General features: G+C 43.9%; 21 protein-coding genes. 7 read left to right on the top strand and 14 right to left on the bottom strand.

Annotation, left to right across the window (positions count from 1 at the left end; all coding sequences use genetic code 11):
- Positions 1-181 precede the first annotated feature (181 nt).
- Together A0128_RS12690 and A0128_RS12685 are read left to right on the top strand one after the other, a co-directional pair.
- Positions 182-1,567, top strand: a complete 1,386-nt coding sequence (locus A0128_RS12690; protein WP_069607859.1) for a protein-disulfide reductase DsbD family protein — start codon at positions 182-184, stop codon at positions 1,565-1,567.
- Positions 1,568-1,580: 13 nt separating this feature from the next.
- Entirely contained in the window at positions 1,581-1,793 is a 213-nt protein-coding gene (locus A0128_RS12685; RefSeq protein ID WP_069607858.1) for a hypothetical protein, read from the top strand.
- Between the two features lie 809 nt (positions 1,794-2,602).
- Here the strand turns inward: A0128_RS12685 and A0128_RS12675 are convergent.
- Both A0128_RS12675 and A0128_RS12670 read right to left on the bottom strand, forming a co-directional pair.
- On the bottom strand, positions 2,603-3,535 hold the full coding sequence (locus tag A0128_RS12675) for a prolipoprotein diacylglyceryl transferase (RefSeq protein WP_069607856.1): 933 nt from the start codon (positions 3,533-3,535) through the stop codon (positions 2,603-2,605).
- Positions 3,536-3,691: 156 nt separating this feature from the next.
- Positions 3,692-4,708 carry a M23 family metallopeptidase gene (locus tag A0128_RS12670; protein WP_069607855.1) on the bottom strand — a complete coding sequence of 339 codons (1,017 nt, stop codon included), beginning with the start codon at positions 4,706-4,708 and terminating at the stop codon, positions 3,692-3,694.
- Positions 4,709-4,761: 53 nt separating this feature from the next.
- Between A0128_RS12670 and pcnB the strand changes: the two genes are divergently transcribed.
- Positions 4,762-6,291, top strand: coding sequence for a polynucleotide adenylyltransferase PcnB (gene pcnB / locus A0128_RS12665; RefSeq protein WP_069607854.1), 1,530 nt, complete (start codon positions 4,762-4,764; stop codon positions 6,289-6,291).
- Here the strand turns inward: pcnB and recJ are convergent.
- From recJ to A0128_RS12625, 6 genes are all read right to left on the bottom strand, one after another.
- Positions 6,288-8,219: a single-stranded-DNA-specific exonuclease RecJ gene (gene recJ, locus A0128_RS12660; protein WP_069607853.1), complete on the bottom strand. Its 1,932-nt coding sequence runs from the start codon at positions 8,217-8,219 to the stop codon at positions 6,288-6,290. The two genes, pcnB and recJ, sit on opposite strands and share 4 nt — an antisense overlap.
- A 2-nt stretch (positions 8,220-8,221) precedes the next feature.
- A complete protein-coding gene (locus tag A0128_RS12655) occupies positions 8,222-8,542 on the bottom strand; it encodes a bactofilin family protein (RefSeq protein WP_069607852.1) in 321 nt (106 codons plus the stop codon).
- A 671-nt stretch (positions 8,543-9,213) separates the two neighbouring features.
- A complete protein-coding gene (locus A0128_RS12640; RefSeq protein ID WP_069607849.1) occupies positions 9,214-10,380 on the bottom strand; it encodes an iron-containing alcohol dehydrogenase in 1,167 nt (388 codons plus the stop codon).
- An 82-nt stretch (positions 10,381-10,462) separates the two neighbouring features.
- Complete coding sequence (locus tag A0128_RS12635; protein ID WP_069607848.1) at positions 10,463-10,786, bottom strand: flagellar biosynthesis anti-sigma factor FlgM; 324 nt, start codon at positions 10,784-10,786, stop codon at positions 10,463-10,465.
- Between the two features lie 12 nt (positions 10,787-10,798).
- The gene (gene rsmI / locus A0128_RS12630) at positions 10,799-11,566 is read right to left on the bottom strand and encodes a 16S rRNA (cytidine(1402)-2'-O)-methyltransferase (protein ID WP_069607847.1); all 768 of its coding nucleotides are present in this window, start codon (positions 11,564-11,566) and stop codon (positions 10,799-10,801) included.
- Positions 11,563-12,303 (bottom strand): LIC11073 family putative lipoprotein, encoded by a 741-nt coding sequence (locus A0128_RS12625; RefSeq protein ID WP_069607846.1) that lies wholly within the window; start codon positions 12,301-12,303, stop codon positions 11,563-11,565. Before A0128_RS12625 ends, rsmI begins: the two co-directional genes overlap by 4 nt.
- A 120-nt stretch (positions 12,304-12,423) precedes the next feature.
- Between A0128_RS12625 and A0128_RS12620 the strand changes: the two genes are divergently transcribed.
- Both A0128_RS12620 and A0128_RS12615 read left to right on the top strand, forming a co-directional pair.
- A complete protein-coding gene (locus tag A0128_RS12620) occupies positions 12,424-13,125 on the top strand; it encodes an LIC_20245 family lipoprotein (RefSeq protein ID WP_069607845.1) in 702 nt (233 codons plus the stop codon).
- A gap of 154 nt (positions 13,126-13,279) precedes the next feature.
- A complete protein-coding gene (locus tag A0128_RS12615) occupies positions 13,280-13,591 on the top strand; it encodes a HigA family addiction module antitoxin (protein ID WP_069607844.1) in 312 nt (103 codons plus the stop codon).
- A 2-nt stretch (positions 13,592-13,593) separates the two neighbouring features.
- Here the strand turns inward: A0128_RS12615 and nadE are convergent, their stop codons facing one another.
- Complete coding sequence (gene nadE, locus A0128_RS12610; RefSeq protein ID WP_069607843.1) at positions 13,594-15,528, bottom strand: NAD(+) synthase; 1,935 nt, start codon at positions 15,526-15,528, stop codon at positions 13,594-13,596.
- Between the two features lie 114 nt (positions 15,529-15,642).
- Here nadE and pyrE point away from each other — a divergent pair, with 114 nt between their 5' ends.
- Complete coding sequence (pyrE, locus tag A0128_RS12605; protein ID WP_069607842.1) at positions 15,643-16,206, top strand: orotate phosphoribosyltransferase; 564 nt, start codon at positions 15,643-15,645, stop codon at positions 16,204-16,206.
- Positions 16,199-16,906 (top strand): hypothetical protein, encoded by a 708-nt coding sequence (locus A0128_RS12600; protein ID WP_069607841.1) that lies wholly within the window; start codon positions 16,199-16,201, stop codon positions 16,904-16,906. The genes pyrE and A0128_RS12600 overlap by 8 nt, the downstream gene beginning before the upstream one ends.
- Positions 16,907-16,918: 12 nt before the next feature.
- On the opposite strand, the gene A0128_RS12595 is transcribed toward A0128_RS12600, so the two are convergent.
- From A0128_RS12595 to rlmD, 5 genes are all read right to left on the bottom strand, one after another.
- Positions 16,919-17,851 carry a hypothetical protein gene (locus tag A0128_RS12595; RefSeq protein WP_069607840.1) on the bottom strand — a complete coding sequence of 311 codons (933 nt, stop codon included), beginning with the start codon at positions 17,849-17,851 and terminating at the stop codon, positions 16,919-16,921.
- Positions 17,852-17,932: 81 nt separating this feature from the next.
- Entirely contained in the window at positions 17,933-20,422 is a 2,490-nt protein-coding gene (locus A0128_RS12590; RefSeq protein WP_069607839.1) for an ABC transporter permease, read from the bottom strand.
- Between the two features lie 7 nt (positions 20,423-20,429).
- Positions 20,430-21,131, bottom strand: a complete 702-nt coding sequence (locus tag A0128_RS12585) for an ABC transporter ATP-binding protein (protein ID WP_069607838.1) — start codon at positions 21,129-21,131, stop codon at positions 20,430-20,432.
- A 252-nt stretch (positions 21,132-21,383) separates the two neighbouring features.
- Complete coding sequence (locus A0128_RS12580; RefSeq protein ID WP_069607837.1) at positions 21,384-22,508, bottom strand: SpoIID/LytB domain-containing protein; 1,125 nt, start codon at positions 22,506-22,508, stop codon at positions 21,384-21,386.
- Between the two features lie 88 nt (positions 22,509-22,596).
- Entirely contained in the window at positions 22,597-23,961 is a 1,365-nt protein-coding gene (gene rlmD / locus A0128_RS12575; protein WP_069607836.1) for a 23S rRNA (uracil(1939)-C(5))-methyltransferase RlmD, read from the bottom strand.
- Positions 23,962-23,964 lie beyond the last annotated feature (3 nt).

Genomic DNA, 23,964 nt, shown 5'->3' with positions numbered 1-23,964 from the left:
GAATTCAAAATTCGAGGAGCTTTTTAGAATCCGGATTTTAAAAAAAATATCCTTTTAGAAGAGCCTAGAGTCTAAACTACGAGTTCAAGCTCATCTTTGCAGGGAATCGAGTTGACCCCTGATTTTTTAGCAAAAGCATTGTTCTTGGATGAAGTTTTGTTTTTTTCTGGTCGTTTGATCCGTGCTATTAAGAACCCAGCCACATAAAAATTCGAAGAGCAGATTTTTGGTCCTGGGCTTTCTGTCTTTTTTTCTCATCACTCTTTCCCTTTCCGCTGAAGATCTGTCAGTCTCCTGGTTTGAGGAAATTCAAAAGTCCGTTTCTGCGGGCGCCTCCGGGGGAGGTTTTGAATGGACTACAGGTTTCGTCCTAATTGCGGGCGGGGTCTTGGCGAGTCTCTTGCCATGTGTCTATCCACTCTATCCGATCACAGTGGGAATCGTGAGGGCAAGGGGGGAAGGGTCTCCGAAAATTCTTCATCCCGCGGTTTATTATTTAGGGCTCGTCGCGGTCTATTGGTGTTTCGGACTGATCGCAGGATTCTCCGGAGGAGCCTTCAACGTTATCCTCCGTTATCCTTTCACGAACCTCGCACTCGCCGTCCTCATTTTTCTTTTAGCGCTCGCTTCCTTAGATCTCATTCATCTTCCTTTCTTTCAATCCAAAGAAGTCAATACCGGACAGGGTTGTAAGGGAACCTTCCTTCTTGGAATGGTAGCGGGGCTTCTTTCTTCTCCCTGCGTAGGCCCTGTTGTAGTCGCCATTCTTTTGCAGATCACGGCGGGATCCGGTGCGATAACGATCGGTTCCATTCTTCTTGCTTCCTTTAAGATGTTCTTGTTTGGAGTTGGATTGGGTTTTCCGTTTTTGATGATCGGAGTTTTTGGTCTCAGCCTTCCGAAGTCAGGGAAATGGATGCGTTGGATCCAATGGGTTCTTGGACTTTTTGTATTATATTTTTCTTATACTTACTTTCAAAAGGCGCTTTCCGGTTGGGGAGTCGTGGATCGCTCGATTCCAATCGCGGCTCTCGGTGTTTTGATTCTTCTCGTATGTCTTTACTTTTTTCTTCCCGAAGACTGGGACAAATACAAGAGAATGAAAAAGGCCCTTTTCTTAGGCGGGGTCGTTTTGTCGGCGACGGGGCTCGTGATTCTTCTTTCCGGCGGGCTTGGCGGAGGTCTCGCTTCCGGAGTTCCCAAAACCGAAACAAAAGGAAATCTGACCTGGTTTCGACTTCCCGAAAAAGCCTATGAAGTAGGAAAGGACTCCGGCAAAAAAGTATTTATCGATTTCTACGCGGACTGGTGTACGAACTGTAAAGCATTTGAAGAATTGACGCTTTCGGATTCTTCTTTGAACGAGGCTTTGCAAGGCGCGGTCCTTTTGAAAATAAAAGACAACGATCCGATTTTTGAAACCTATGCGAGAGATCCTCGTTTTGAAGAATTAAAAATCGGTCTTCCATTCTTTGTGATCTTGGATGGGGAAGGAAATCTTTTGTATAAGAATACAGACTATCTGGACACGAAGACCATGATCGAGAATCTAAAAGAGCGACGTTAGGAGACATTGGCGGATGAGATTTCCTTCGATCGATCAGATTTTCAACTGGTGTGTGGATGTATTAATTTTTTGGGCGAAAATTTTCGGGATTACTTACAACGAAATCAACGTTTATATATTTTGCGTGATCTGGCCGATTTTTAATCTGATTCTTATCGGATTCGTCTTTTTTCTTCTGAGAGCCAACTGCAAGTTGCGTGCTGAACTTTTGAAGAAAAGAACTTAGTAATATTCGGCACTAAAAATCTTCCCACCGATCTATTCTCTTACAGACTTTAAGTTCGTTTTAAGAAGGGCTACTAACGTCAAAAACTCGGAATGTAGGAACTCCAATGAGAAGGGAGCCGCAATCGATCTTTTGAGATAAGTTTTTCACTGCGAAAAGGGCGGCAATCCTTGGAAATTTCAATCGGAATTAAATAGAAACCGAACGTTCAAGATCGTAAAAGTGTAGTTCAGTGTGGGAACTCCCTCTATTACGAGTTTGTAAAGTGTTATCGGCGTTGTCCTAAAATTTTAGGACAAACGTTTCGTTTTTAGAATCGGAGAAATAAGAATCGCTTCCAAAGTCCTCAAAGGAAGGAAAGAATCTCGTTTTATAAAAATCGATTCCCTCGTGTGAGTTCCTACATTCTCAGTCTGGAAGGCAAGATCTCAATTTTTCCAATAAAAGGTTGAGCCGGGAGAGTGGCCAGCATAACCTTGCCCACTAATTGAGAGGAACTCCAACGAGAATCGTCCCACAAGGAAGGATTTTTTAGGAGTTCCTACACTGGACTTTTTTCTTGCAAAATTAGAATTTTGTGATATAGGAAAGTTTCCGGAATTTTTCCACCACCCGCCCCTCCGCCCAAAATTTGGGTGGGGCGCGCGACTTTTACGGAGGAACTTGTCGTAGTTCCGACGGTTTTTCTTTAGGCCCCTTCCACTTGTAGGTAAGGTTATAGAAAGTCCGGGCGGAGGAGCCGTCGGTACTAAAAAAACTGAGCCTTGTTCCCACGGCCTTTCGAAGTCGTTCGAAAGAAATGGTTTCAATCAAACGGTCGCTTCTTTCTCCCAGAGTTTCCATTTCACAAAAAAGAAAATTCCCACCGCGATGATCGCAATCGAAACCCACTGTGATTGGGAAAATCCGTGCCAATAATACTGGCTCAAGAATTCCGGATTTTGTTCCGCGTTTGGAATGTTCACCAAAGGTGGAGGATCGATAAAAGGGAATACTGCTTTGTTGACTCTCAAAAATTCTACCATGAGTCTTGCAAATCCGTGAAGAATCAAATACTGAGCTCCGATCGAGAACTTTCGAAAGCCCTGATCTTTTGCCCAAAATTGAAAGTAGGCAAAGAATACAAAAGAGATGATCGATTCGATGAGAGGAGTGTTCCAAACCGGAACTCCGGAAGGATGTGCCCCGTGATAATCAAAAACCAAAAGAGGAATTCTGAGATCGGTCGCGAAGCCGTAACATCCGTCACCCGAAACCCAACAACCCAATCTTCCGATCGCATAACCGATCGCCATACTCGGAACTGCAGCGTCCAAATAAGAGGCCACGTCGAGTTTGAAATATTTCATATAGAGGGAGATAAAAAGAATTCCGAAAAGAAATCCTCCGTAGAACACAAGACCACTTCCGGAAAACAAATTATCCCAAAGAGCCATTCTTCCGGGAAAACCATACCAGTGCGTGAGAGGGTAGAGAAATCTTCCGTCAAAGCCGGGAGTTTCCATAAAGATCTGATCCCAGATTTCAAAGATAAAAAATATCTTAGCGCCGACCAAGGTTCCTAAGATTCCCAAAAGAAGAAGCCAGTCGGAATGTTCGGGTTCTAAGTTTCTTCTTTTTAATTCTTTAGGAAGAAGATAGGACGCGGCTAAAAAACCGAGCATCATGAGAATGCTAAATGTGGAAGGTCCATCCCAATTGAAGAATTGTTTGAGAAAGGGCACAGGAATTCTATCGATCATAGTGTAACCAATTCTCTCGATTGCAGGAATGGATCAACCCATAATCCTTTTTTGAAAAAGGCAAAGAGCCGTTCGGAGATTTGAAAATGAAATTCTTTTTTTAGAAACGTAGGAACGAGGAAATGAAAACTTTGGTCTTCTTTCTTTTGGGAACAATCACTCGATGTTGATAAATTCCGCGGGATCCAGAGGCGGATCCTGTCCCATGTGAACCTCGTAGTGAACGTGAGGCCCCGTAGCTTTTCCAGTCGAGCCGACGAGACCGATGAGATCTCCTCGTTTTACAATCTGATTCTTTTCTACCAGGATCTGAGAACAGTGACCGTAGACGGTAAAAATTCCGTTTAAGTGATTGATCCGAATATTCTTCCCCAATCCTCCGGAAGACTGACCGGATTCTACTACGATTCCGGGAGCGGTCGCGTAGATCGGAGTTCCCTCGGAAGAAGCAAAGTCCACACCCGAGTGATGCTCTCCTAAGACGACGAGGCCGAATGGATCGACCCTTCCTCCAAACGTAGAAGAAACAAATCCCACTCCGGGTTTGAGGGGACGGCCCCTGGGCAATGCGTAGAGAATGGATTCTCTTTCTTCGAGATAATCGAACGCGTTTTCAAAGGCCTGACGAATTCGGAAGAGCTCTATGTTCTGAGCCGCAAATCCTTCCACCGTATTCTTATAGAGTTCTAGATTGGTTTCGGAATCCGGGATCTCTTTTTTGAGTCGAAACTCGGGGATCACTTCGTAGGTAAGAATTCGTTTCCAAGGAACCTCGTCCCAAGCCACAAGATTCAACTGCTCGGTTTTTCTTTCCAGACCTCGAATCTCCTTTTTGGCGTCTTGGAGGAGCATATCATAATAGAGATATTGGCTCACATTCTCGTCGCTTTTTTGAAAAAGGTCTTCGTCGGGTCGATAGAAGAAATTGAGATAAGAAAGAAAGACAAAAGCCAACGCAAGAATCGATCCTAAGAGGATTCCGAGGAACCAAGCCATAAAAACGTTCAGTTCGATCCGAATTACGTTCTCGTGGCTGTGTGGTACGAGTAAAAAGGAGATCTTTCTGGACCCGCTCTCTTTGAATTTGCGAAACCGATTTTTGAACTTGAGAATTCGGACCTGCAGACGCTCAGAATGCGTTAATTTGAGATCGAACTTTGCCGGGCTTGTCATAGATTTTTACTTGCAGGTAGGGGGAATGAAAGGATTATAGACTCATTCTTTATATGAAATTCCTGTCCAATCTGTTCAAGAAAAAAATAGGATCAGTTGAGGATATTCTCTCTCACCCGGATGGCAAGCGCTATTATCGGGATGCCCATCTGATCCGCAAAAACATGATAGATGAGGACGCGGTCAAGATCATTCATAGGCTGAATAAATTTGGCTTTAAGGCTTATATCGTTGGAGGAGGGGTCCGAGACCTTCTCCTTGGAAGAAAGCCTAAAGACTTCGACGTAGTCACTAACGCAACTCCGAACCAGATAAAAAAAATCTTCAACAACTGTCGAATCATCGGAAGAAGATTCAAAATTGTGCATATTCTTTTTCGTGGAAAAGTGATAGAAGTAAGTACGTTTCGTTCTCTGCCGGATTACCGGTTGGGAAAAGCCGTGGAAGATCAGGATTACCTCATCAAGAGAGACAACAAGTTCGGCACACCTCAGGAAGATGCCGCTCGCAGAGACTTTACAATCAATTCTTTATATTATGACGTTCGAAATGATTCTATCATCGATTACGTCGGTGGATTTGAAGACATTCAGAATAAGGTACTGCGAGTTATCGGAGACCCGGATATTTCGTTTCGGGAAGATCCTGTAAGAATGCTTCGCGCCGTAAAGTTCGCGGAGATTCTTGGTTTAACAATTGAAAAAGCGACCGCAAAGGCGATCCGCAAACACAAAGTCGAATTGGAAAAAGCTTCCAGTTCCCGAATGTTGGAAGAATACAATAAGATCTTCCGCACTTGGAAAACTTCTCTGATCTTTCAGGGAATGGCGGAGCACGGTCTCTTGGAAGTTCTCTTCAAAGAAGCCTTTGATAAAGAACGTAAGAAGAATTCCAATTTTGGAGATAAGTTTTTAGAAACCAATATCGGAAAACGTCTTGCGATCGCGGACAAACTTCTGACGGAAAGAGAGGAGATGACTCCTCATATTTTCTATTCTCTTATCTTTTCGGATCTCGCGAGCGATGCGCTAACGAAAGAGAATATGCATTTGGTTCCGGCAATTAAAACCAGCTTGGATCCGATCTTCAATCGACTCGAAACTCCTAAAAAAGACAAGGATCGATTGATTAAGATTTTTGCAAGTCAGCAGAGATTCCTAAGCACGGAAGACGAAAAATCGTCTCAGAATAATTTCTTCCGTATGAAGGATTACTTTTACGACGCCTTTATGGTTTTTAAAATCGGCGCCATCGCAGAGAACGACGAACAGTCGATTCAGAGCGCTTTCTTCTGGGAAATTTCCGTAAGAAAGAGACCGATTCCCGTTAAGAAGTTTAACGAAGGAAGAGGTGGCGGCGGTGGAAATCAAAGCCAAGGCGGCCCAGACAGACCAGGTCCGCGTCCGAATAAAAATCGGAACAAGAATTTTCGGAATAAAAACCGAGGAGAAGACGGAGGACAGAGAGGAGAACGCGGAAACCGAAAAGAAGAAGCTTCGAACGGTGAAAGTGGAAACTCTAAAAGCGAGTCCGACGATTCTCGCGGAAACAATTCCGCAAACTATCCCGGAGAAGAATCTTAATTCTCCGCTTCTTGAAAGTAGTTCACTACAAACTGAAGTGAAGTTTTGGATCGAAAGGTAGATTCCTCCAAGGAACCCCAGAGATCCAGACTTCCGGTTTTGCTGAGTAAATCTAAAAAGTCTTTCCCCCGATTCCAGATCAAACACTGGATCGTTTCGGGAGCTCCCAAAATTCTAAAACGAACGTGTTTTCCGTCGGTCATCGGCTTGGTGTGATAGATCTTTGCACCTTTGATGGAATAAAGTGGAACCGGATTTTCATGTCCGAAGGGTTCAAAGACGGAGAGTTCTTGAAAGATCTTTGCGCCCAGTTCGGTGGGTTCGAGAGAAACTAAACTCGAAGTGGAATCTAAGATCGCCTGTTTTTGTTCTTCTTCCAACCAAGAATCCGCGTGTTCAAAGATGACCTTTGCGAGTTCGGGAATTCTATCGATAGAAAGAGAAAATCCCCCGGCTTCTTTGTGGCCTCCGTATTGAAAGAAGATCGATTCCGCTTTCCTTAGGAGATTCAAAACATTCTCCTTTCCATAGGAACGAATGCTTCCCTTTGCGTGACCGTGATCCGGTGTAATAAACAAAACCGGTTTTTTATATTCTTCTACAAGACGGGTCGCGACGATTCCGGAAACTCCGGGTTCGAAGTCGGGTTCGTAACAAAAGAGAACCGCTTTCTGAGTTCTTTCCTGTTTTCGTTTTAGAAATCCGTCCACTTTGAAAAGATTTCGTTTGGTTCTTTCTCTTCGTTCTTCGTTTAATTTTTGGAGTTCTTTGGCGCCTGTTTTTGCACGTTCCGGATTCTCCTCCAAAAGAAGATTGAGCGCGACTTCGGTGGAATTCATTCTTCCCGCGGAGTTGATCATGGGTCCGAGTCCCCAGCCGAGATCTTTCGAGGTTACGTGTTTTTCGCTGAGTTCCATGAGCTGAAGAAGTTGAAACAATCCTTCTCTGTGTCTCGTTTCCTTACGATAGAGTTTGGAAAGAATCTTACATCCTTCCTTGACGATGATTCGATTTTCTCCGAAGAGGGGCATCATATCGGAGACGGTTCCGACCGCCGCGAGATCGAAGTTCTGGAGATACTGTTCCAAGATCGCGGGGTATTTTAGAAATTCTTGATAGAACCATTCTCTTTCCGGATATTCGGAGGTGAAGCTGTAATGCGCTTCGCAGATGGGAAAGGAGAATTTGGATTCTACTTCCTGTCTTTCCCCTTGAAAGACGAGCTTTCCTCTGTAGATGAGATAACCCGAGAAGAGGGAATTTCCGTCTCCAATCCAAGTCCCCATGTTGTATTCTTCCAAGGAAGAATAGAGATAGGCCTGGATAAATTTGAGCGCGAGAACTGCCGTGCAGATTTTTTCGCTCGGATATTGTGAGTCCGGACGTTTAGGAGAAACAAGAAAACAAGCGGGAATTCTTTCCGGAATCTCGTGATGATCGAGGACGATGACCTTGATTCCGAGAGAAGCGAGTTCGTCGATCTGAACGTGATTCGTGGTTCCAAAGTCGAGAGTGATGAGAAGATCGGGTTTGTGTTTTTTTACAAAGCCAAGCGCGGCAGGAGAGAGCCCGTAGTCCTCTTCGTTGGAAACCTTGAGGATCAATTCTCCCCGATGAATTTTTTTTAAAAAACCTCCAAGGAGACTTGTGGAAGAAACTCCGTCGCAATCCCGATCTCCAAAGAGAAGAATTTTCTTTTCAGAGGCAACGGATTCTTTTAAGAGTTCGAGGGCCGGTTCCAGATCCGGAAGTAAAAAGGGAGAAGGAAGTTCTCTGAGTCCGTGATAGAGGAGATGTTCCGGATTTGATTTTTCGCGTAAGTGGGTTTGGTAGAATTTATGCTGAAGAGGGCTGAGGTGTTGGCGAAGCCCGGAGGAAGGGAGTTCCTTTAAACCCGGGCCATGAGAATAGGGAGAATTTTTGAGCATCCTTACATTGCGCTATTGCCGCTAAATCTTGCTCCGGATTCTATTTCTAAATCGGGCGTGCGGACGTCTCCGATCACTTTGCCGGTTTTGCGGATGGAAACCTTTTCATTTGCAGAAACGTTTCCTTTCAAAGCGCCTTCGACCTCAAGGGTTCCGGTCTGGATGTCGGCTTCCACTTCTCCCGTATCTCCGACCACGAGTCTTCCGGTCGTCTCGATCGTGCCTTTGAAGTTTCCTTTGATCTTCAGGGAATTGCTGAATTTCAGTTTCCCACGGAAATGGATATCGTCTCCGATGATTGTATCGATGTGTTCGTCACTCATTCTGTCTCCAAGTTTTAGGGGAAGAGAGGCAGATTCAAATGTTTTTTTGCGGTTTGTGCGGCTGAAATTGCCTTCCTACTATCTTTTACAAAAAAAGAGGAAAGTTCAAAGAGGGGAAATCCATACGCGAAGTTGTCGGGGATGAAATTTTGGAGAAGATCTTTGTCGGAGTTCCGACTTCTGCTGTGAAAGTCGCGCGCCCCACCCAAATCTTGGGAGGAGGGGCGGGTGGCGGAAAAAACTACGGGTGACTTTCCTATATCACAAAATTCTAATTTCGCAAGTAAAAATTCCTTTGTAGGAACTCCTACAAGTCTTTTCGTGAAAGTCGCGGGCCCCGCCCTGCGTAAGCGACCCATCGGGAGCTATGCACTGAGTTTCTTGGGTGGAGGAGGAGAGGTGGCGGGAAGAATCGGAAGTTTTTTCTCTATCACAGAAAAGCCGACTTTGCTAGAAGAATCTTCTTCGACTTTTTGTCGGAACTCCGACACTCTCTGTGAAAGGCACGCGCCCCACCCAAATCTTGGGTGGAGGGGTGAGGTGGCGGGAAGAATCGGAAGTTTTTTCTCTATCACAGAAAAGCCGACTTTGCAAGAAGGATCTTCTCCGACTCTTTGTAGGAACTCCAACAGTTCTCAGAAGATAAAAGATTCTCCGTAAAAAACGAATTCTTAGAACGCCGCGACCAAAATCGTTTCGATTTCGTTTTTCGGAAGTTCTCTCGGAAGAGAATCTAAAAACGGAAACGAAGCCGCGAGATTTGCGATCAAAGGTAAATCGATCTTTCTCACTTCATACTCGGACAATCTCTGGGGAATTTTCAATTCGATAAAAATTTTCCGAATTCCTTCCACGGCTTTGATGGCTGCCTCGATCACGGAAATATTCGTGATGTCTTCGTCTAAGGCTCTTGCGATCATAACGTATTTACCGGCGGAGGAAGTGAGATTGTATTCCATCACGTGGGGGAGTAGGATGGACATGGATTGAAAGATATCAAGATTTGTAATATTCGAACTTGCTAATGAAAGCGCGAAACAAAGCCCCAGGGAACTGGAAGACTGGGCGATCCCGGTCAAAAGACTCGCGGCGTAGAGGCCGTTTTTATAGTTTACGTTTTTCGGATCTCTTATCGAAGGAATCAGGTTTTTCTGAAGGAGTTCGATCGCTCTGAGCGCGGAAGAAATTGTCAACTCGGTGGAGAATTTAGAAAGGATCGTATCGACCGCCGCGGCCAAAATCCCGACTCCGACTTTTGAGATATCGGAAGAACTCATAAAAGAAGAAATTTTCGGATCGGCGATGATCAGTTCCGGGAAAAGGAGTTCATGAGAGAAATATTTGATAATCTTATCCTCTCCCAAAAGAACCGTAGAAATAGGAGAACATTCCAAACCAAAAACGGGATGTGTGGGAATCAGGATTAAGGGAAGCGGTTTTTTGAACTTTGTCTTTTTATCGTTTAACATCTCTTCTGCGAAGATGTCGTTTGTAACGAGAAGGGCGATGATCTTCGCCATACTTATGGTTTCGTAGGAACCGTAACCGATGATACAATCCGCGTTTGCAATCTTAGCAAAGTAAGCGGCCGTATCCAACTCTTCGAGCGTGGGTTGTTTTACGATGTCGTCGTAGAGAATGACTCCATCGATATGTTTTTCTAAACTGGTTTTGATAATGGACAACTCGTCCATATTCTCCAGCTCTTGTTGCGTGGAAAAAATGACGGTTCTTGTCCCGATGTTTTTAACGAAGTTGCCCACTTTGTAACCGCAGTCAGCTTCAAAGTGGATTTTAGGTGGAAATGTGTAATTAACCCAATCGGGGAGTATCGGCATCGTCGTCGTCCCCCAGAGTAACCTAGTGACTCGGAATCATTCTAATTTAAATAGAGGTAAAAATCAGTCTTCCGTAACGTTTTTATTGACCTAACATGGTCTCAGAGATTCTGTCTGCGATGGTGTTTAAAACATCGGAACTCAGATTGTCATAGTCTCCGTTTTTGAGTTTTTCTTTAACTTCTTTTAATTTCACGGAACGATCCGATTCTTCGGGAGTAGAAAGAATTTTACGTGTAATCGTTTGAACTTCAGCCTGAAGTCTTGCTTCGGATGCTTTTTGTTTTGCGGTATCGGAAATAGAAACGTTATCAAAAGTCTCTTTTGATTCCGCTTTTTTAACCGGAGTGGTTCTTTTCGGTTCGTATCCGCTTCCGCCGATCCCACCGATTTTATCGATAGTCATGATTTCTTACCTCTACTGAATTCTATCGGCCGATCCAAGAGAGCCTTTAAGCATTTTTTTCCGATTCGTGTTGATTAAAACCACAAATTCGCCCTTTCGGGCAAATTCCTTGAGTTTTCCTTCGGAAAGGGGAGAATAATGAAGAATTTCCTCGTGAATTTTGGTCATTTCCCGTCCGATCAGGAATTCTCCATCCGGAAAAATTTCTTTCACGGCGTCGATTGTATCTCCGATTCGGTGCACCGATTCGAAGATCATAATCAATCCTTCGAATTCTTTCCATTCTCCCAGTTGATTTCTTTTCTTTCCTTTTTTCTCGGACACAAATCCCAGAAATAAAAACGGATTCGCCTGCCAACCCGAGATGGAGAGTAACGCGGTGAGGGCGCTCGCTCCGGGAACCGGAGTGACGTTTAACCCCGCTTCTCGAACCATTCGTATGAGATGGGAACCTGGATCCGAAACCCCAGGGGCGCCCGCGTCCGAGATGAGAGCAAAATTCTTTCCTTCTCTCAATTCTTCGATCAGCCCGGAATAGGGAACCGCGGATTGATCCTTATAAAGCGTGGAAGCCGGGGTATCAATTCCATAGTATTTCAGAAGTCTTCTGGAATGTCCCGCGTTCTCACAGAGGATTCGATTTGTATTTTTAAGAATGCGAAGGGCTCGAAAAGTGAGGTCTTCTAGGTTTCCGATCGGAGTGGAAACGACGTAAAGTGTTCCCGGTTGGAGTGGAATTTCTTCCGAGGAAGATTCTTCGAATTCTTCCTCTAAACTCATAGATTACAGCCGGGAGGAGAAACGCCGGAAGGACAAACACATCCCGTTTCTTCGGCGCCGGCGATCAGACATGGATTGCAAAGAGTTCCTACCGGACAGTTTTGTTTTACGGTCGTGCTACAAGAACCTGTATTACATTCCGATGGATTACAACTGGATCCTACGGGACAGAGATAAGGACGAGAGGAAGAACACATTCGAACGGCCGTAGAAGGATTGGAAAAGATTCCATTGTTCAAGAGGGCTCTCATCGTGAAGGTATAAATTTCACATTTGATAAATGGAAAAACACCGGGCGGAGGAACTTGATTTAGAACACGATGGGTTTGTAATTTCGTAGAACTAGTCGAAGCCTCGGAAGCCAAATGAGGAAAAGAAGGTTGGACCCCGTCTTCGAGATAGACATTTCCACCGGCTAACGTTTCCGCTACGGAAGGGGCCGCGGTAGTAATATAAAGATTATAACCTACGAACTGAGGTTCTCCATTCGTAATATAATAGCGGATCAGATATTCGGGTTTGTAGCTGTTAGGCTCGGATACAAAATCTATGTCCTTTACCGCCTTGTCCGTAATTCCTTCGTTCACGGCGATTACGCTCAAGAACTGAGGAACTCCTACGGGAGAAAGAAAAACAAAGGGGGACTGAGCTGTCTCCGTATTTTGACCACATCCGAGAAAAAGAAAAATCGCAAAGAGGGTGGAAAGAATCGCTGGATGCAGTGTTTTAGAAGACATTTTTTATCTTGCTTCGGATTCAAATTCTTAAAAATTAGAAAGGATCCGCTTTCAGGATAGAATTTCCTAGAACGGCGGTCTTACAATCAAAATTTCCTGAATTCTTCCGGAGAACAAACCGTGGTCAGCATTCGTAAAATCATCCTCTATTCTGGGATTTCCATCGCTCTTGTAGCCCTAATTTGGATTCTCTTTTCTTCCGACGATCCGGGAGAAAGAGAAAAGAAAAACAGAGAAGCAGACAGCGTCGCTCTTCTTTTGGGAGGAGGCGGGAGTTCGTCCTCATCTTCCTCCGGTTCCTCCGGCGGAAGAACCAACGATTCGATCTTTGATTCTTCCTTTTACAAAGCGGGAAAAGGGGAATACATAGAATCCGAAAAAGGGGAAGCAAAAGAAGCGGACCCGAACGCATCCGATCCGGACAACCCTCTCAATCCACAGACAAACAAACCTTATACAAACGAAGAGATGGAACGTTTTGCGCAGTTGAGAGAACGTTTTCCGAACAATTCTCTGGTTCCTAAAAAACTGAATGCCGCAGAAAGAGAAGCCAAAAAACAAGAGGAGAATCAGATCGCCGAAGCCGCAAGAAACGTCTACGCGAGAACCGCTTCTCCTACTCAGATTCGTTCCTATTACAATCACATGGAAAAACAAACCCAGGATCGTATGGATATCATCAACTATCTCGTAGATCTTCAAAAAGGTTCCGGGGAAGAAGAGACCGAGAAAAAATTACAAAACATCCAAGACTCGATCAAGAACCAGCTCCAACAAGTTCAAAGAGATAAGGAAAACGCTTTCAAACAAGCCGGCTTCTAAAACTCAAAAGTTCAATCCAACGTCGGTATTTGATTCTCCGCCGATGTTGGATCGTTTCCTACATTTTAAAAATCAAAACATCGCTCTGAAATTCTATCTCCGTTTTTTTTCGCGAAGAATCTGATAAACATTGCCTTGTAAGAAGGTTTACATTATGAAAATAAAAAACAGAAGAGTTTCCAATCCGCATCCAGGAGATGTATTGAAGTTTGATTTTTTAGAACCGATGTCCTTGTCGGCGTACCGTTTGTCGAAAGACATCGGCATTTCGGAAAGTCTCATCTCTCAGATCATTCACCGTAAAAAGTCGATAACGCCGGATACGGCGCTGCGACTTGCAAAGTATTTTAAGATGACTCCCGATTTCTGGCTCAATTATCAAATGGCCTTCGATCTGGAAGAACTCGTTCGAATCAAAGGAAAAGAATACAATAAAATCAAACCAACCACTTTAAAGGTCGGTTGATTCTAAATCCCCGATCCTTTTTCTTCGGAGAGGATCGGAAAACGAAAACTCGATTTCGGATCCAATCCATATTCATCCAAATGAAACGAGGGCGGAAGCCTTTCTCGTTTCCACTGATTTCTGTGAAACAACTGAATGTATTTCCGAACACTTTCTTCTAAAAATCCCGAAGGAAGTTTTTGAACCTCGGGTTCGTGGGAAAGAAGTTGAACGATCTCGCTATAACCCGCCCCTCGGACGACGAAGAGTTCTTCGATCTTTTGCAAAAGAGGATAGGGCATAAGATCTTTCTCGTCTTCTTGTTTCTCTTCGAGAGGTTTTAACTCGGCGCTCGGAGGGGACTTTACGATTTCTTTTACGGAAGGATAAGAAGGAAGAATCGGATCCCTTCCTTCCGCTACAAAATGCATCCACTGGAGAATAAATTCTTTGCTGACACCCGTCAAAGGCGCCACAGAACCGGAAGAATCTCCATCCATGGTCGTATAACCCGCGCTCGCCTCGCTCCTATTTCCCGTAGAAAGAAGAAGATGCCCGTTTAGATTCGCGAGCATCCAGATGATCGGAGAACGAACCCTTGCTTGAATATTTTGTAGAACGAGATTGTGTTTTTCCCAATCGAAAAAAACTCCCGTGACCTTTGAAATTTTATCCGAGATACTCTTTACTTCCTCGTCGATCGTCAGATCTCCGTGAACCGTTTGCAGATCTTTTGCGAGCTCCGCCGCAAGAGTCCTCGTTCTTTCCGAATTATTCTTCGTAGCTTGATAGAGCGTCGAAAGAATTGTATTTTCGGAAATGTCTTTTGTTTGAAAGTAATTCTCACCTAATTCTTGTTTGGCGATCTTTTTCATCGCGGTGACGAGTAACGCGCAAGTCGCGCTGTCGGCTCCTCCGGATAAGGAAAGTGTATAACCCTTTGTTTTAGATTGAATCAGATAATCGAATAGACCGAGTGCAACGGCTCTTGTAAAGTCCGCGTAGGATTCTTCCTCTTTGGAAAGGGAAGGTTCGGCGATAGAACGCTGGATCTTCGGTTTTCTTTCTTTGAATTGGATTCCGAGATAGATTCGATTGTCTTCTTCGGTCCGATTTTTCTGGGAGCGGTTTCCGGAAGGACGAAAGTTTCTCGCACGATCCGATCTCGACGCGTCAAAATCGATTTCCGAAGAACAAACTTTAGAATCTCCGAAAAACAATCGTTCCGATTCCGCGATCAGCTTTCCGTTTTGTACCACTAAAGAGCCGCCTTCAAAGATCAGCCTTCCGGATTCGTTTCCGCAGAGATTGGAAAAAAGATATACGTTAGACTCTCTTCTCGAGCTTTCCTTGAAAATCTGTCTTCGGATTCTTTGTTTTCCAAACGCGAAGTGAGAAGCTCCCGGTGAAAGAATGAGGTCGGTTCCGGATTCCGAAAGTGTGAGGGAAGGTTTTTGTAAAACCCAAGAATCTTCGCAGATCTCGACTCCAAAAGAAAAATGATCCGTTTCAAAGATCAAAGATCCAAAGGGAATCGCAGATCCGTCCGGCGCGACCAGATTCTCCTGGGCTTCTTCTCCTTTTGCAAACCATCTGTTCTCGTAGTGGACTCCGGTCGTCGCAAGATTGGATTTGGGAACGATCCCGGCGATGGCTCCGTTGCAAAGAACCGCCGCGCAATTGAATAGATAAGGATTTTGGAATATAGGAAGACCGACCACTACGATCTTATTTTCTGTAAAAGGAAGGAGTTTGTTTAAAGATTCCCAAGAATCCTTCCAGACTCTGGGAAAAAAGAAGGAATCTTCGCATCCGTATCCGGAGATACAAAGTTCCGGAAATAAGATCAGATCGGAATCTTTTTCCTTCTCGAGGACCTTCTTGATTTTTTCAAAGTTCCCCGAAAAATCCAATACTCTAGTTTTGAGAGAAACTGATGTAAGTCTCACTGACTGCATGATTTACAGAATTCAGGTTCGAACTCCTTTTGAAAGTGTTTTTTCCGGTTTTCCAGATTCTTTCCATTTCGGATTCTGGTTAAAAATATTTATTAAAAAGAACGAGAACTCTTCATGAAACAAGATCTTTTAGACCTCATTCGAAATCACGCTTATCGATACTCCGAACAACCCTTTACTCTCGCTTCGGGTAAACAGTCCAGACACTATTTTAATTGTAAGGAAATCACTCTTGTCCCCGATCGTTTGGAGCTTCTTTGCAAATACATCGTAGACGAACACCTTCCTCAAGTGGGGATCACAAAACCGGAAGCCTTTGGCGGACTTACGATGGGCGCGGATCCGATCTGTTACGGAATCAGTTTAGAATTTAGAAAACAAAATAAGAACGTCTATCCGTTGATCATCCGCAAAACCTCCAAAGAACACGGGACCAAAAAGCTGGTCGAAGGCGCCGTTCACGCGGTCAAAAGTTGCGTGATCGTAGACGACGTGATCACGACCGGCGGTTCTACGATTCAGGCGATTCGGAGTCTAAGAGACTCGGGCATCGAGGTCACTCAAGGAATTTGTATTTTGGATCGTCAGGAAGGCGGGATGGAAGCGATTCTCGACGAAGGAGTTCAGATTTTTCCTATATTCAAAAAAAGTGATTTTGGTAATTTAGAACATGCGTGAATTCTTATATGATTCTGCGAAATTTCGTAAAAATCTCCTTCTTCGTTCGGTGGCGGTGATTCTTCTTTATCTTTCCTTTTTGGCATGGAACTTTTTAAAGGTCCCGGAAGAGGGACGTACGGATTTTGTGAGAATTTTTGGTCTTCTCTCAATCTTTCTCGGGTTTCTTCTTTATAGAAATTTTTCGAGACAACTCCGCGTTCTCGAAGGCGCCAAGGTGGAGTTGGGACCGAATTCTTTGAAACTTTTCAATTCGAAAGGACAATCCTTGGAAACAAAACTCAAGTCCGTAGTTTCGGTCGAAAGAGATCTTTTTCGTTCCTACGTTCGTTTTTTGGTTTCAACAAAGGAAGACCAAATTCCGGTTCTCAATCTTTTGGAGCCTGATTTGTTTCAATCGACTCTGGAGAAACATACGGGTAAAAAAGTGATTCTTACGGAGAGCAAGGGCGGCTTTTTTCAACCGAAAACTCTTCTTTATTTTATTCCTTCTTTTGCTGTTCTCGTGGCGTCGTTTTACAAACCTTTTGGAATCAAGATAGAATCCTTTTATCTCGTCGCAAACGTGAACTCACTTCTTGTGGCGATCTACTTTCCGGAGGATAAGATTAAGATGGCGTTTTCCGCAAAACGCCGTTGGATTTTTCTTTTGGGAGCGCTTTTGATCGCTCAGTGTGCGATCTATTTAAAACTTTTCTAATTTAGAATTCTTTTAGATAATCTTAGACTTTCCGAGTAGATTGAGTTTTCTCTGTGTGAGTCTTCTGAGTTCGACCATTTCGTCAAGGTAGGAGGCGAGTACCTTGTCGACGTGGATGTTTTTTTCCATCTTGAGTAGATTGTCTCTAACCAAACGTAGATGTTCAGCTTCTGCGACTTTTCCGGTGATGATCAGTTTTCGAACCGTTTCAAATTCGCATTTTCTGAGATGAACTCGAAGTAAAAAATCGATCGAGAACTTGGAAACCATTCTTCCCCAAGGACTGTTTGGATTTACGTTGTTGAATTGTTCCTCAATCCGATCCGTCGCTCTTTGAGAAAGGGAGGGGCCGAACGAACTTGAAAACGAAGTCGTCGGATTTTCCTCGCCGATGTCTTTGCCTTCGGTCGGACTGCTTCCCTTGGAGACTAAAATTTCTTCTAAGGCCTGAACTCTGAATTCTTCTTGGAAGTCGTTCGGATTGTTGTTCACCATCCGAATAAACTCTTCGATCATCACCGCGATGTTCACGAGTCTTCCGATCGGGGTGTTGTTTAGTTCTCGAATTTTTGGAAAGAGTTCTCTGGCGATGAGCGAGGGAGATTTTTTTTTGTAGTAGGTCGCCTCATAAAGACGTTCTAATTTTTTTTCAGCATAGTATTTTAGATCGGTAAGAATTTTGAGATCCGCATAGGCGTATGCGTCCACTCCGGGATCGCTCATCTTTCCTGCCCTTTCCTCGGGTAAAACGATCTTGATGACAAAGATGACTTTGGCTTCTCGAAGCGATTCTATGATATTACGAAGGTCTTCCGGTTCTCTCGAATAGAGAGCCATCAATTCTTTTACAAACGTATCGGAAGTAGGGATCTTATCGTCGTCTTGAAGATTGATCTTCCGAATTTCGGATGCGATTTCTAAGGCTACGTCTGTGAGGCTCTTCATAACGGTTGGAACATCCTAATCGAAAGTTCTTTTACAATCAAGTTGGTTTTCATCTTTGCTTCAAAGGCACAACGTTTGAAATCATTCTTGACTGATTCGGAATCCGAGTTTTCGCAGAGTATACAACGGAACCAAGGCGGAAAGAATTCCGAGGATCGGAGAAAGAATGAGAAAGACGACTGAAACTTCCGGGGTCACTGTAAACTTAAGAGTCCATCCGAAGGCGTTCTTATTGACGACATAAAGGACGATCGGAGATAAAAGAAACGCGAGAAGAATTCCGAAAAAAGTGGAGAGGACCGTAAGAAAGATACTTTCCGTCAAAAGGATCGTGCCGAGTTGTTTGTGATCGGCTCCCAGGTATTTAAGAATTCCTAACGTCATTTTTTTCGAGATCAGATTGTGGAGAAGAGAAGAAACCAAGGAGATCATCGCGATGATAAACGCGGTCGTCTTGAGCGTGTTTAAAACTCCAAAAACCTTATCCACTCCTTCGGTATAAATTTCTCTTAGTTCCTGAGAATTTAACAATTTCAGAGAGGGATTTTGTATTAAAATTTTCGAAATCGAAAGTTCGGCTTCTTTTTCTTTCGAAGGTTCTTTTAAGAATATCTTGATCGAATTGTATCCGGAGAGACCGAAAAATCGGTCGTAGTTTTTGATATCCATCATGATCGTTCCGCGCTCGGAGAAAAAGTGTTCCTTGATTCCTCTGATAAAAAATTCTTCCTTCCCGAACTTTGTGGAGAGAAAAATTCTATCTCCAACTTTGAAGTTTTGCAGATAAGCCATGTTCGAAGAGATTAGAATTTCATTCTCCTTGGACGCGAGTTTTTCGGCCGAATCCGGGCGATCGTATGTGGAAAAAGTATATGCGTGAATTGTAAAGTTCCCGTGATCGGTTTCAACTCTTGTGTTTACACAAAAACCGTCCAGAGATTTTACTTCCGGAAGCTGAGCGAGTTCGTTTAACAAAAAGAGGGGAACTCCTCCGTGGATTCCCGCGGCGAGGTTTTCGGTGTTGATGATCGTAAGTTGCGCCGGAAATTCGGAATCGACCCAATCGTTTAGGGATCTTCGATAACTATCGGTAAGAATGGAAAGACAAACCACGAGAGAAGTCGCGAGCATCAAGGTCGCGGAGGTGAGTGTGTTTCGAAGGGGTTGATTTTTTGTTTCTTCCAAACCCACTTTCATAAATACAAAGGATCGATCGGAACGATCACCGAGTCGAAAGAAGACGCTCGTAATCGTCTGAAAGATCCAAGGAAAGCAGAGCGTAACGCCGATTACGATTCCTCCGATTCCCAAAAGTCCGGTAATAGGAAATCTCCATCGAACGGGAAAAAAAGCGACTCCCGTAAATAAGAGCAAAAGAAGAATTCCATAAAACAAAAGTTTTTTTTCCGAAACTCGATTGTTTCCGGAAGAAGATTCTCTCAGGATTGAGACCGGAGAAATCTTTCCGGCTCTAAAGGATGGAAATGCTGCGGAAAGAAACGAACCCAAGATTCCGATTCCCAAACCTAAAATCCAAATCGAGGAAGGAATAAACCGATACGTTTTGATATAAGATAAATCCGCGGAGGCGGCTTCAGGACTAAAAAAATCAAGTCTTGAAAAAAAGAATCCGAGCCCGAGGCCGAGAATACTTCCCGCGATTCCCAAAAGAAGAGCCTGAGATACGAACAAAAGAAACGTGTGACCGGCGCCGAGCCCCATCGTTTTTAAGATTCCCAATTCTTTTTCGCGGGCGATGTACAAACCGGACATCGTATTGGAAACCATAAAGAACGCGATGATGAGGGAGATAAAAGAGATCACAAGAAGATTGAGTTGAAAGGAACGAAGCGCGTTTCCCGATTTCTCACGGATGTCGTCTATCGTTTCGACTCTGTATAAGTTTCCGAGTTTTTTCTCCAGGATTTCTTTTTGAGAAGAACGGAACGTGTTCGGTTGGATCAAAAGAAAACTAACGTTTCCTTTCGTTTCAAATCGTTCCATCGCGGATTCGATATCTTCGATAAGAATACTTCCTCCTTCGCTATCGAAGGGTTTAAGATTTTTGAGATCGAAGGTCTTAGACTGAGAACGAAGTTTTGTTTCCGATTTGCCGAGTTTTTCAAACAAAGCCCTGCTAACGTAGATCGATTCTAAGGTTTCCGCGTTGTTTGGATTTGCAAAAACTTCCCGACCTCGTAAGCTTCCTGTCTCTTTTAGAAAGTCGAGTCCCAGATAAACGGCGCGGACTCCGTCTTCTAAGATTACTTCTTTTTGAAAACGGGGAACGATCTTTGTGATCCAGTCGAGTTCGGGATCCGAGGAAAGTTCCCGGATCAGAGTCGCGGGAAGATTTTGATCTCCTTGGGAAGAGGTGATCTTGATTTTATATTCCCCTTGAAAGTATCCCATGGCAAAGTCGGTGAGACTTTTTTCCGCCTTCATTCCGTTTGCGGTTGTGGAAATAAAAAGTCCGACTCCGAGCGCGATTCCGGATAACGCAAAAAATGCTGCGAGTTTATGACTTCGAAAGTATTCGAATAAGAATAAGGTGTAGATTCGAAAGGACATAAGAACTTTAGGAAACCAAAACCCCGTCCGCCATTTTGAGTCTGAATTCTCCAAGAGAACCGAGGGTTTGATCGTGTGTAACGATGAGAAGCGTAAACTTTTGTTCTTTTTGGAGATCCATCAAAAGACGCATTACGTTTTCTGCATTCTTCGTATCCAAATTTCCCGTGGGTTCGTCTGCGAGAATCAAGGAAGGATTTTTACAGATCGCTCGGGCGATCGCAACCCTTTGTTGTTCCCCTCCTGATAGTTCATCCGGTTTGTGAGACAATCTCGGGACGAGTCCGACTTTTTCCAGAGCTTCTTTGGCTTTTTGCTGAGCCTCTGTTTTACCGGTCCCGGAAATGTAGAGAGGGACCGCGACATTTTCCAGGGCGCTCAGATAGGGAAGGAGATGAAAGAATTGAAAGATGATTCCCGTTTCCTCTCTTCTATATTTCGTGAGTTCCTTTTCGTTCATGGAATGAAGCGGATGACCGTTTACAAAAATTTCGCCGGAGTCGGGAGTGTCGATCCCGGAGAGTATATTCAAAAAAGTTGATTTACCCGAACCAGAAGGCCCCATAAGAGTGATGACCGATTCGCTCTGAATATCCAAATCGACACCTTTCAAAACTGAAGTCTGGAGTTTTCCGCTCCGATAGGATTTTCTAAGATGAGAGATACGGATTCTTTTGAGAGAGGATTGAGAGAGAATGGAGTTTGTCATTTCTTATGATCAGACAGAAGATCGTAGAATCGAGATCGTGAAAAGAGAAAAAAAAGTTCCGGTTTGGTTTTAGAAAAAGGAAACGTTTCAATCCTGTCCCAAAGGAGATATCGTTTTCTTCGAGGCTTTCTAAATTCTACTCAAAGGACCAAAAAGTGAAAACGCCCTGAAATATCCGCAGAAGCGGGTTTATCAAAGGGCGCATCTAAGAAGGTGATTTCTAAAACTCTTTGTCGTTTTAGAAATTCTAAGTTATCGAGTGATTCTCGCGAGTTCGATTCCCGGATAATAGTGTCTGAGAATTTCAACGTAATTAAAATTTTCTTTCGCCATTCCAAAACTTCCCCACTGGCTGAGTCCAACTCCGTGACCGGAACCCATCCCTTTGACGAGATATCCGTTTCCTTCCTTTTGAATTCCGAAACGAAGAGAACGAACCGGAGTGCCGAGGGTCTGTCTAAATTCTTTTCCGCGGATTCTTGTAGAACCTTCGCTTCCCACAAATTCCATGAGGTCGACTCTTCCCGATCCCGTTCTGGATAAAACTTGAATGGATTGGATTTCTCCGATCTTGAGATTTGAAAATTTGGAAACGATGAGATCTTGAGAGATCGTTTCCTTCCAATAGAAGTTGTCCCCCGCGCGATCAAACTCGGAAACCACCGCAGGCAAGTAAGGAATTTTTTTTCCACCCCAGACGTTATCCGGAGTTTCCGTCTTACCGCCGCTATTCGAATGAAAGAACGCCTGGATCGGAGTCTCTTCGTAAACCGCCATCACTCCTGTGGTATCTTGTACGGCTTTGGTAGTGGACGGATGTTCTTTTTCCAATCCGCCGTAGACTTGGGAATTGGTAGTCGCTTCCACGTCGTAGAGTGCATTCTTTTTATTTAATATTTCGCGAACCGCATAAGTTCTCGCGCAGATCGCCTGAGCTTTCAGAGCTTCGTTCGGCCAGCTATAAGGAACCTCGGAAGGAACAACCGCGTAGAGATATTCTTCTAAAGGAAGAGAGTTTACGATGAGAGCCGGACCCTGGCCTTGAGGAACCACGTTGATCGAACCTCGGACCTTTAGAGATTTGTATTCTAGGCCGCCTGATTCTCCCACGAAACGAATCGGTGCCTTGAGACGAGAGACGTCCAGAGAAATGATATCGATTCCTTTTTTAATAAGAAGATCGTTCGCGTCGTAGACAGAGATGATTCCTTCGCCGCGGATCTGAAGATCACCTTCGGCTTTACCGATGAGAACTCGAACGTCGTGAACGGATCGGCTTTTGTAAGGCGGGGTCCAGGGGCGGATGATTACGGTGTTACAACCCGTTTCCCAAAGAATTAAGAAGAGTAAGAAGAATAAAACTAGTTTTCTGGTCATTGGAATTCCTGGAGATACGTCTATCTCTCTTCTTAAATATCGTTGGGAATTCCAAATCCCTGCAGAGATTTTTGGATTTTTGGAGAATCTAAATTGATTTCAAAAGAGCCACGGACTCCAAATGAGGAGTTTGAGGATAGGGATCCGTAACGAGAATCTTCTGAATTTGAAAGTGATCTTTCAGTTTCCAGAGATCATCTTTTTGAGAAGAAGGATTACAGGAAACATAGAGGAAGGAAGAAATCTTAGAATTCTTTAAGGCTTCGATTACAAATTCGCCCAAACCCGCACGAGGAGGATCCGCGATGAGAAGATTCTCCTCATCCCCTTGGAAAAGTTTTTCCAGACCATCCGCGGCTTTTTTGGAAAAGAGATCTTCTCGAAGATAAGAGAAAGAAACTTCCGGAAAGTCCGTTTGCATTTGTTTGCGTGCGATCTCCAGAGAACTTTCGATAGAATCGATCCCCGTGATCTTTTGAAAACGGTTCGCGAGAATTCTGCTAAAAAAACCGGAACCGCAAAAGAGATCGATGAGATGTTCCGAAGATTCCGGAATTTCGTTTTGAATAAAATCCAAGATCGGTTGAAATCCGGTAGGATTCGGTTGAAAGAAAGAATCAAAGGGAACCCGAAATTCCTTATTTGCTACGAGCTCCAGATACGAATCTTTTCCTCTGAGAATTTTGATTTCTCCCATGGCGGAAACTTCTCCCTTTCTTCGATTGAAACAAAAGAGAAGATGATCCGCTTGGAGAGATTTTTTACAAGCTTCGGCAAATCGTAATTCTTCTTCCGTGTCTTTAAATTCTTCTACGAATGTGAGAATGGACATGAGCTCATTGGTGTTTCTTGCTTTTCGAAGCGTTAAGTATTTTAAGAATCCGGAATCTTCTCTTCGGTCGTAAGGAAGACTCGAAAATTCTTGAATGAGATTTCGAAATCGTTCGAGCTCGGCGTTGGCTTCCGGACTTTGTATAAAACAAGATTCTAAATCTACGACGTAACGAAAAGAACCGGATTCTCTCTGTCCTACGATCGGTCCGGGAAAGACCGAAAAGTCCATTCGATTTCTGTAATGGTAGATTGTTGTTGCCGGAATCAAAATCGGAACGACTCCGAAATCTTTTTGATAACTTTGGGAAAGAGAAGATGTCTTTAATAAAAATTGTTCTTCGTAAGGAATGTGTTGAGCCGAACAACCTCCGCAGCGAGTGAATGCGGGACAAGGAGGGGTCACGGTTCTTGGAACTTGAGAAACTAACTCGAGTTTTGCGGAAGGCTTTCTTCGTTTCTTTTTAAAGAGAGTAACGTTGTAAAGATCTCCTGGTAAGGAGTAGGGGACTTCGATTTGATTTTTTTCGAAAACGAGAACGCCTCGGAGATTGGGTCGGATTTTTTCGACCTGGGAGGGGAGAAGTCCTTTATTTCTTTCGAGATCCGGATCGATTTCCATTTT

The sequence above is a fragment of the Leptospira tipperaryensis genome, assembly GCF_001729245.1.
Lineage (GTDB): Bacteria > Spirochaetota > Leptospiria > Leptospirales > Leptospiraceae > Leptospira > Leptospira tipperaryensis.
The sequence above is the reverse complement of the archived record's forward strand: the minus strand, read 5'-3'. Positions and strand labels throughout refer to the sequence as shown.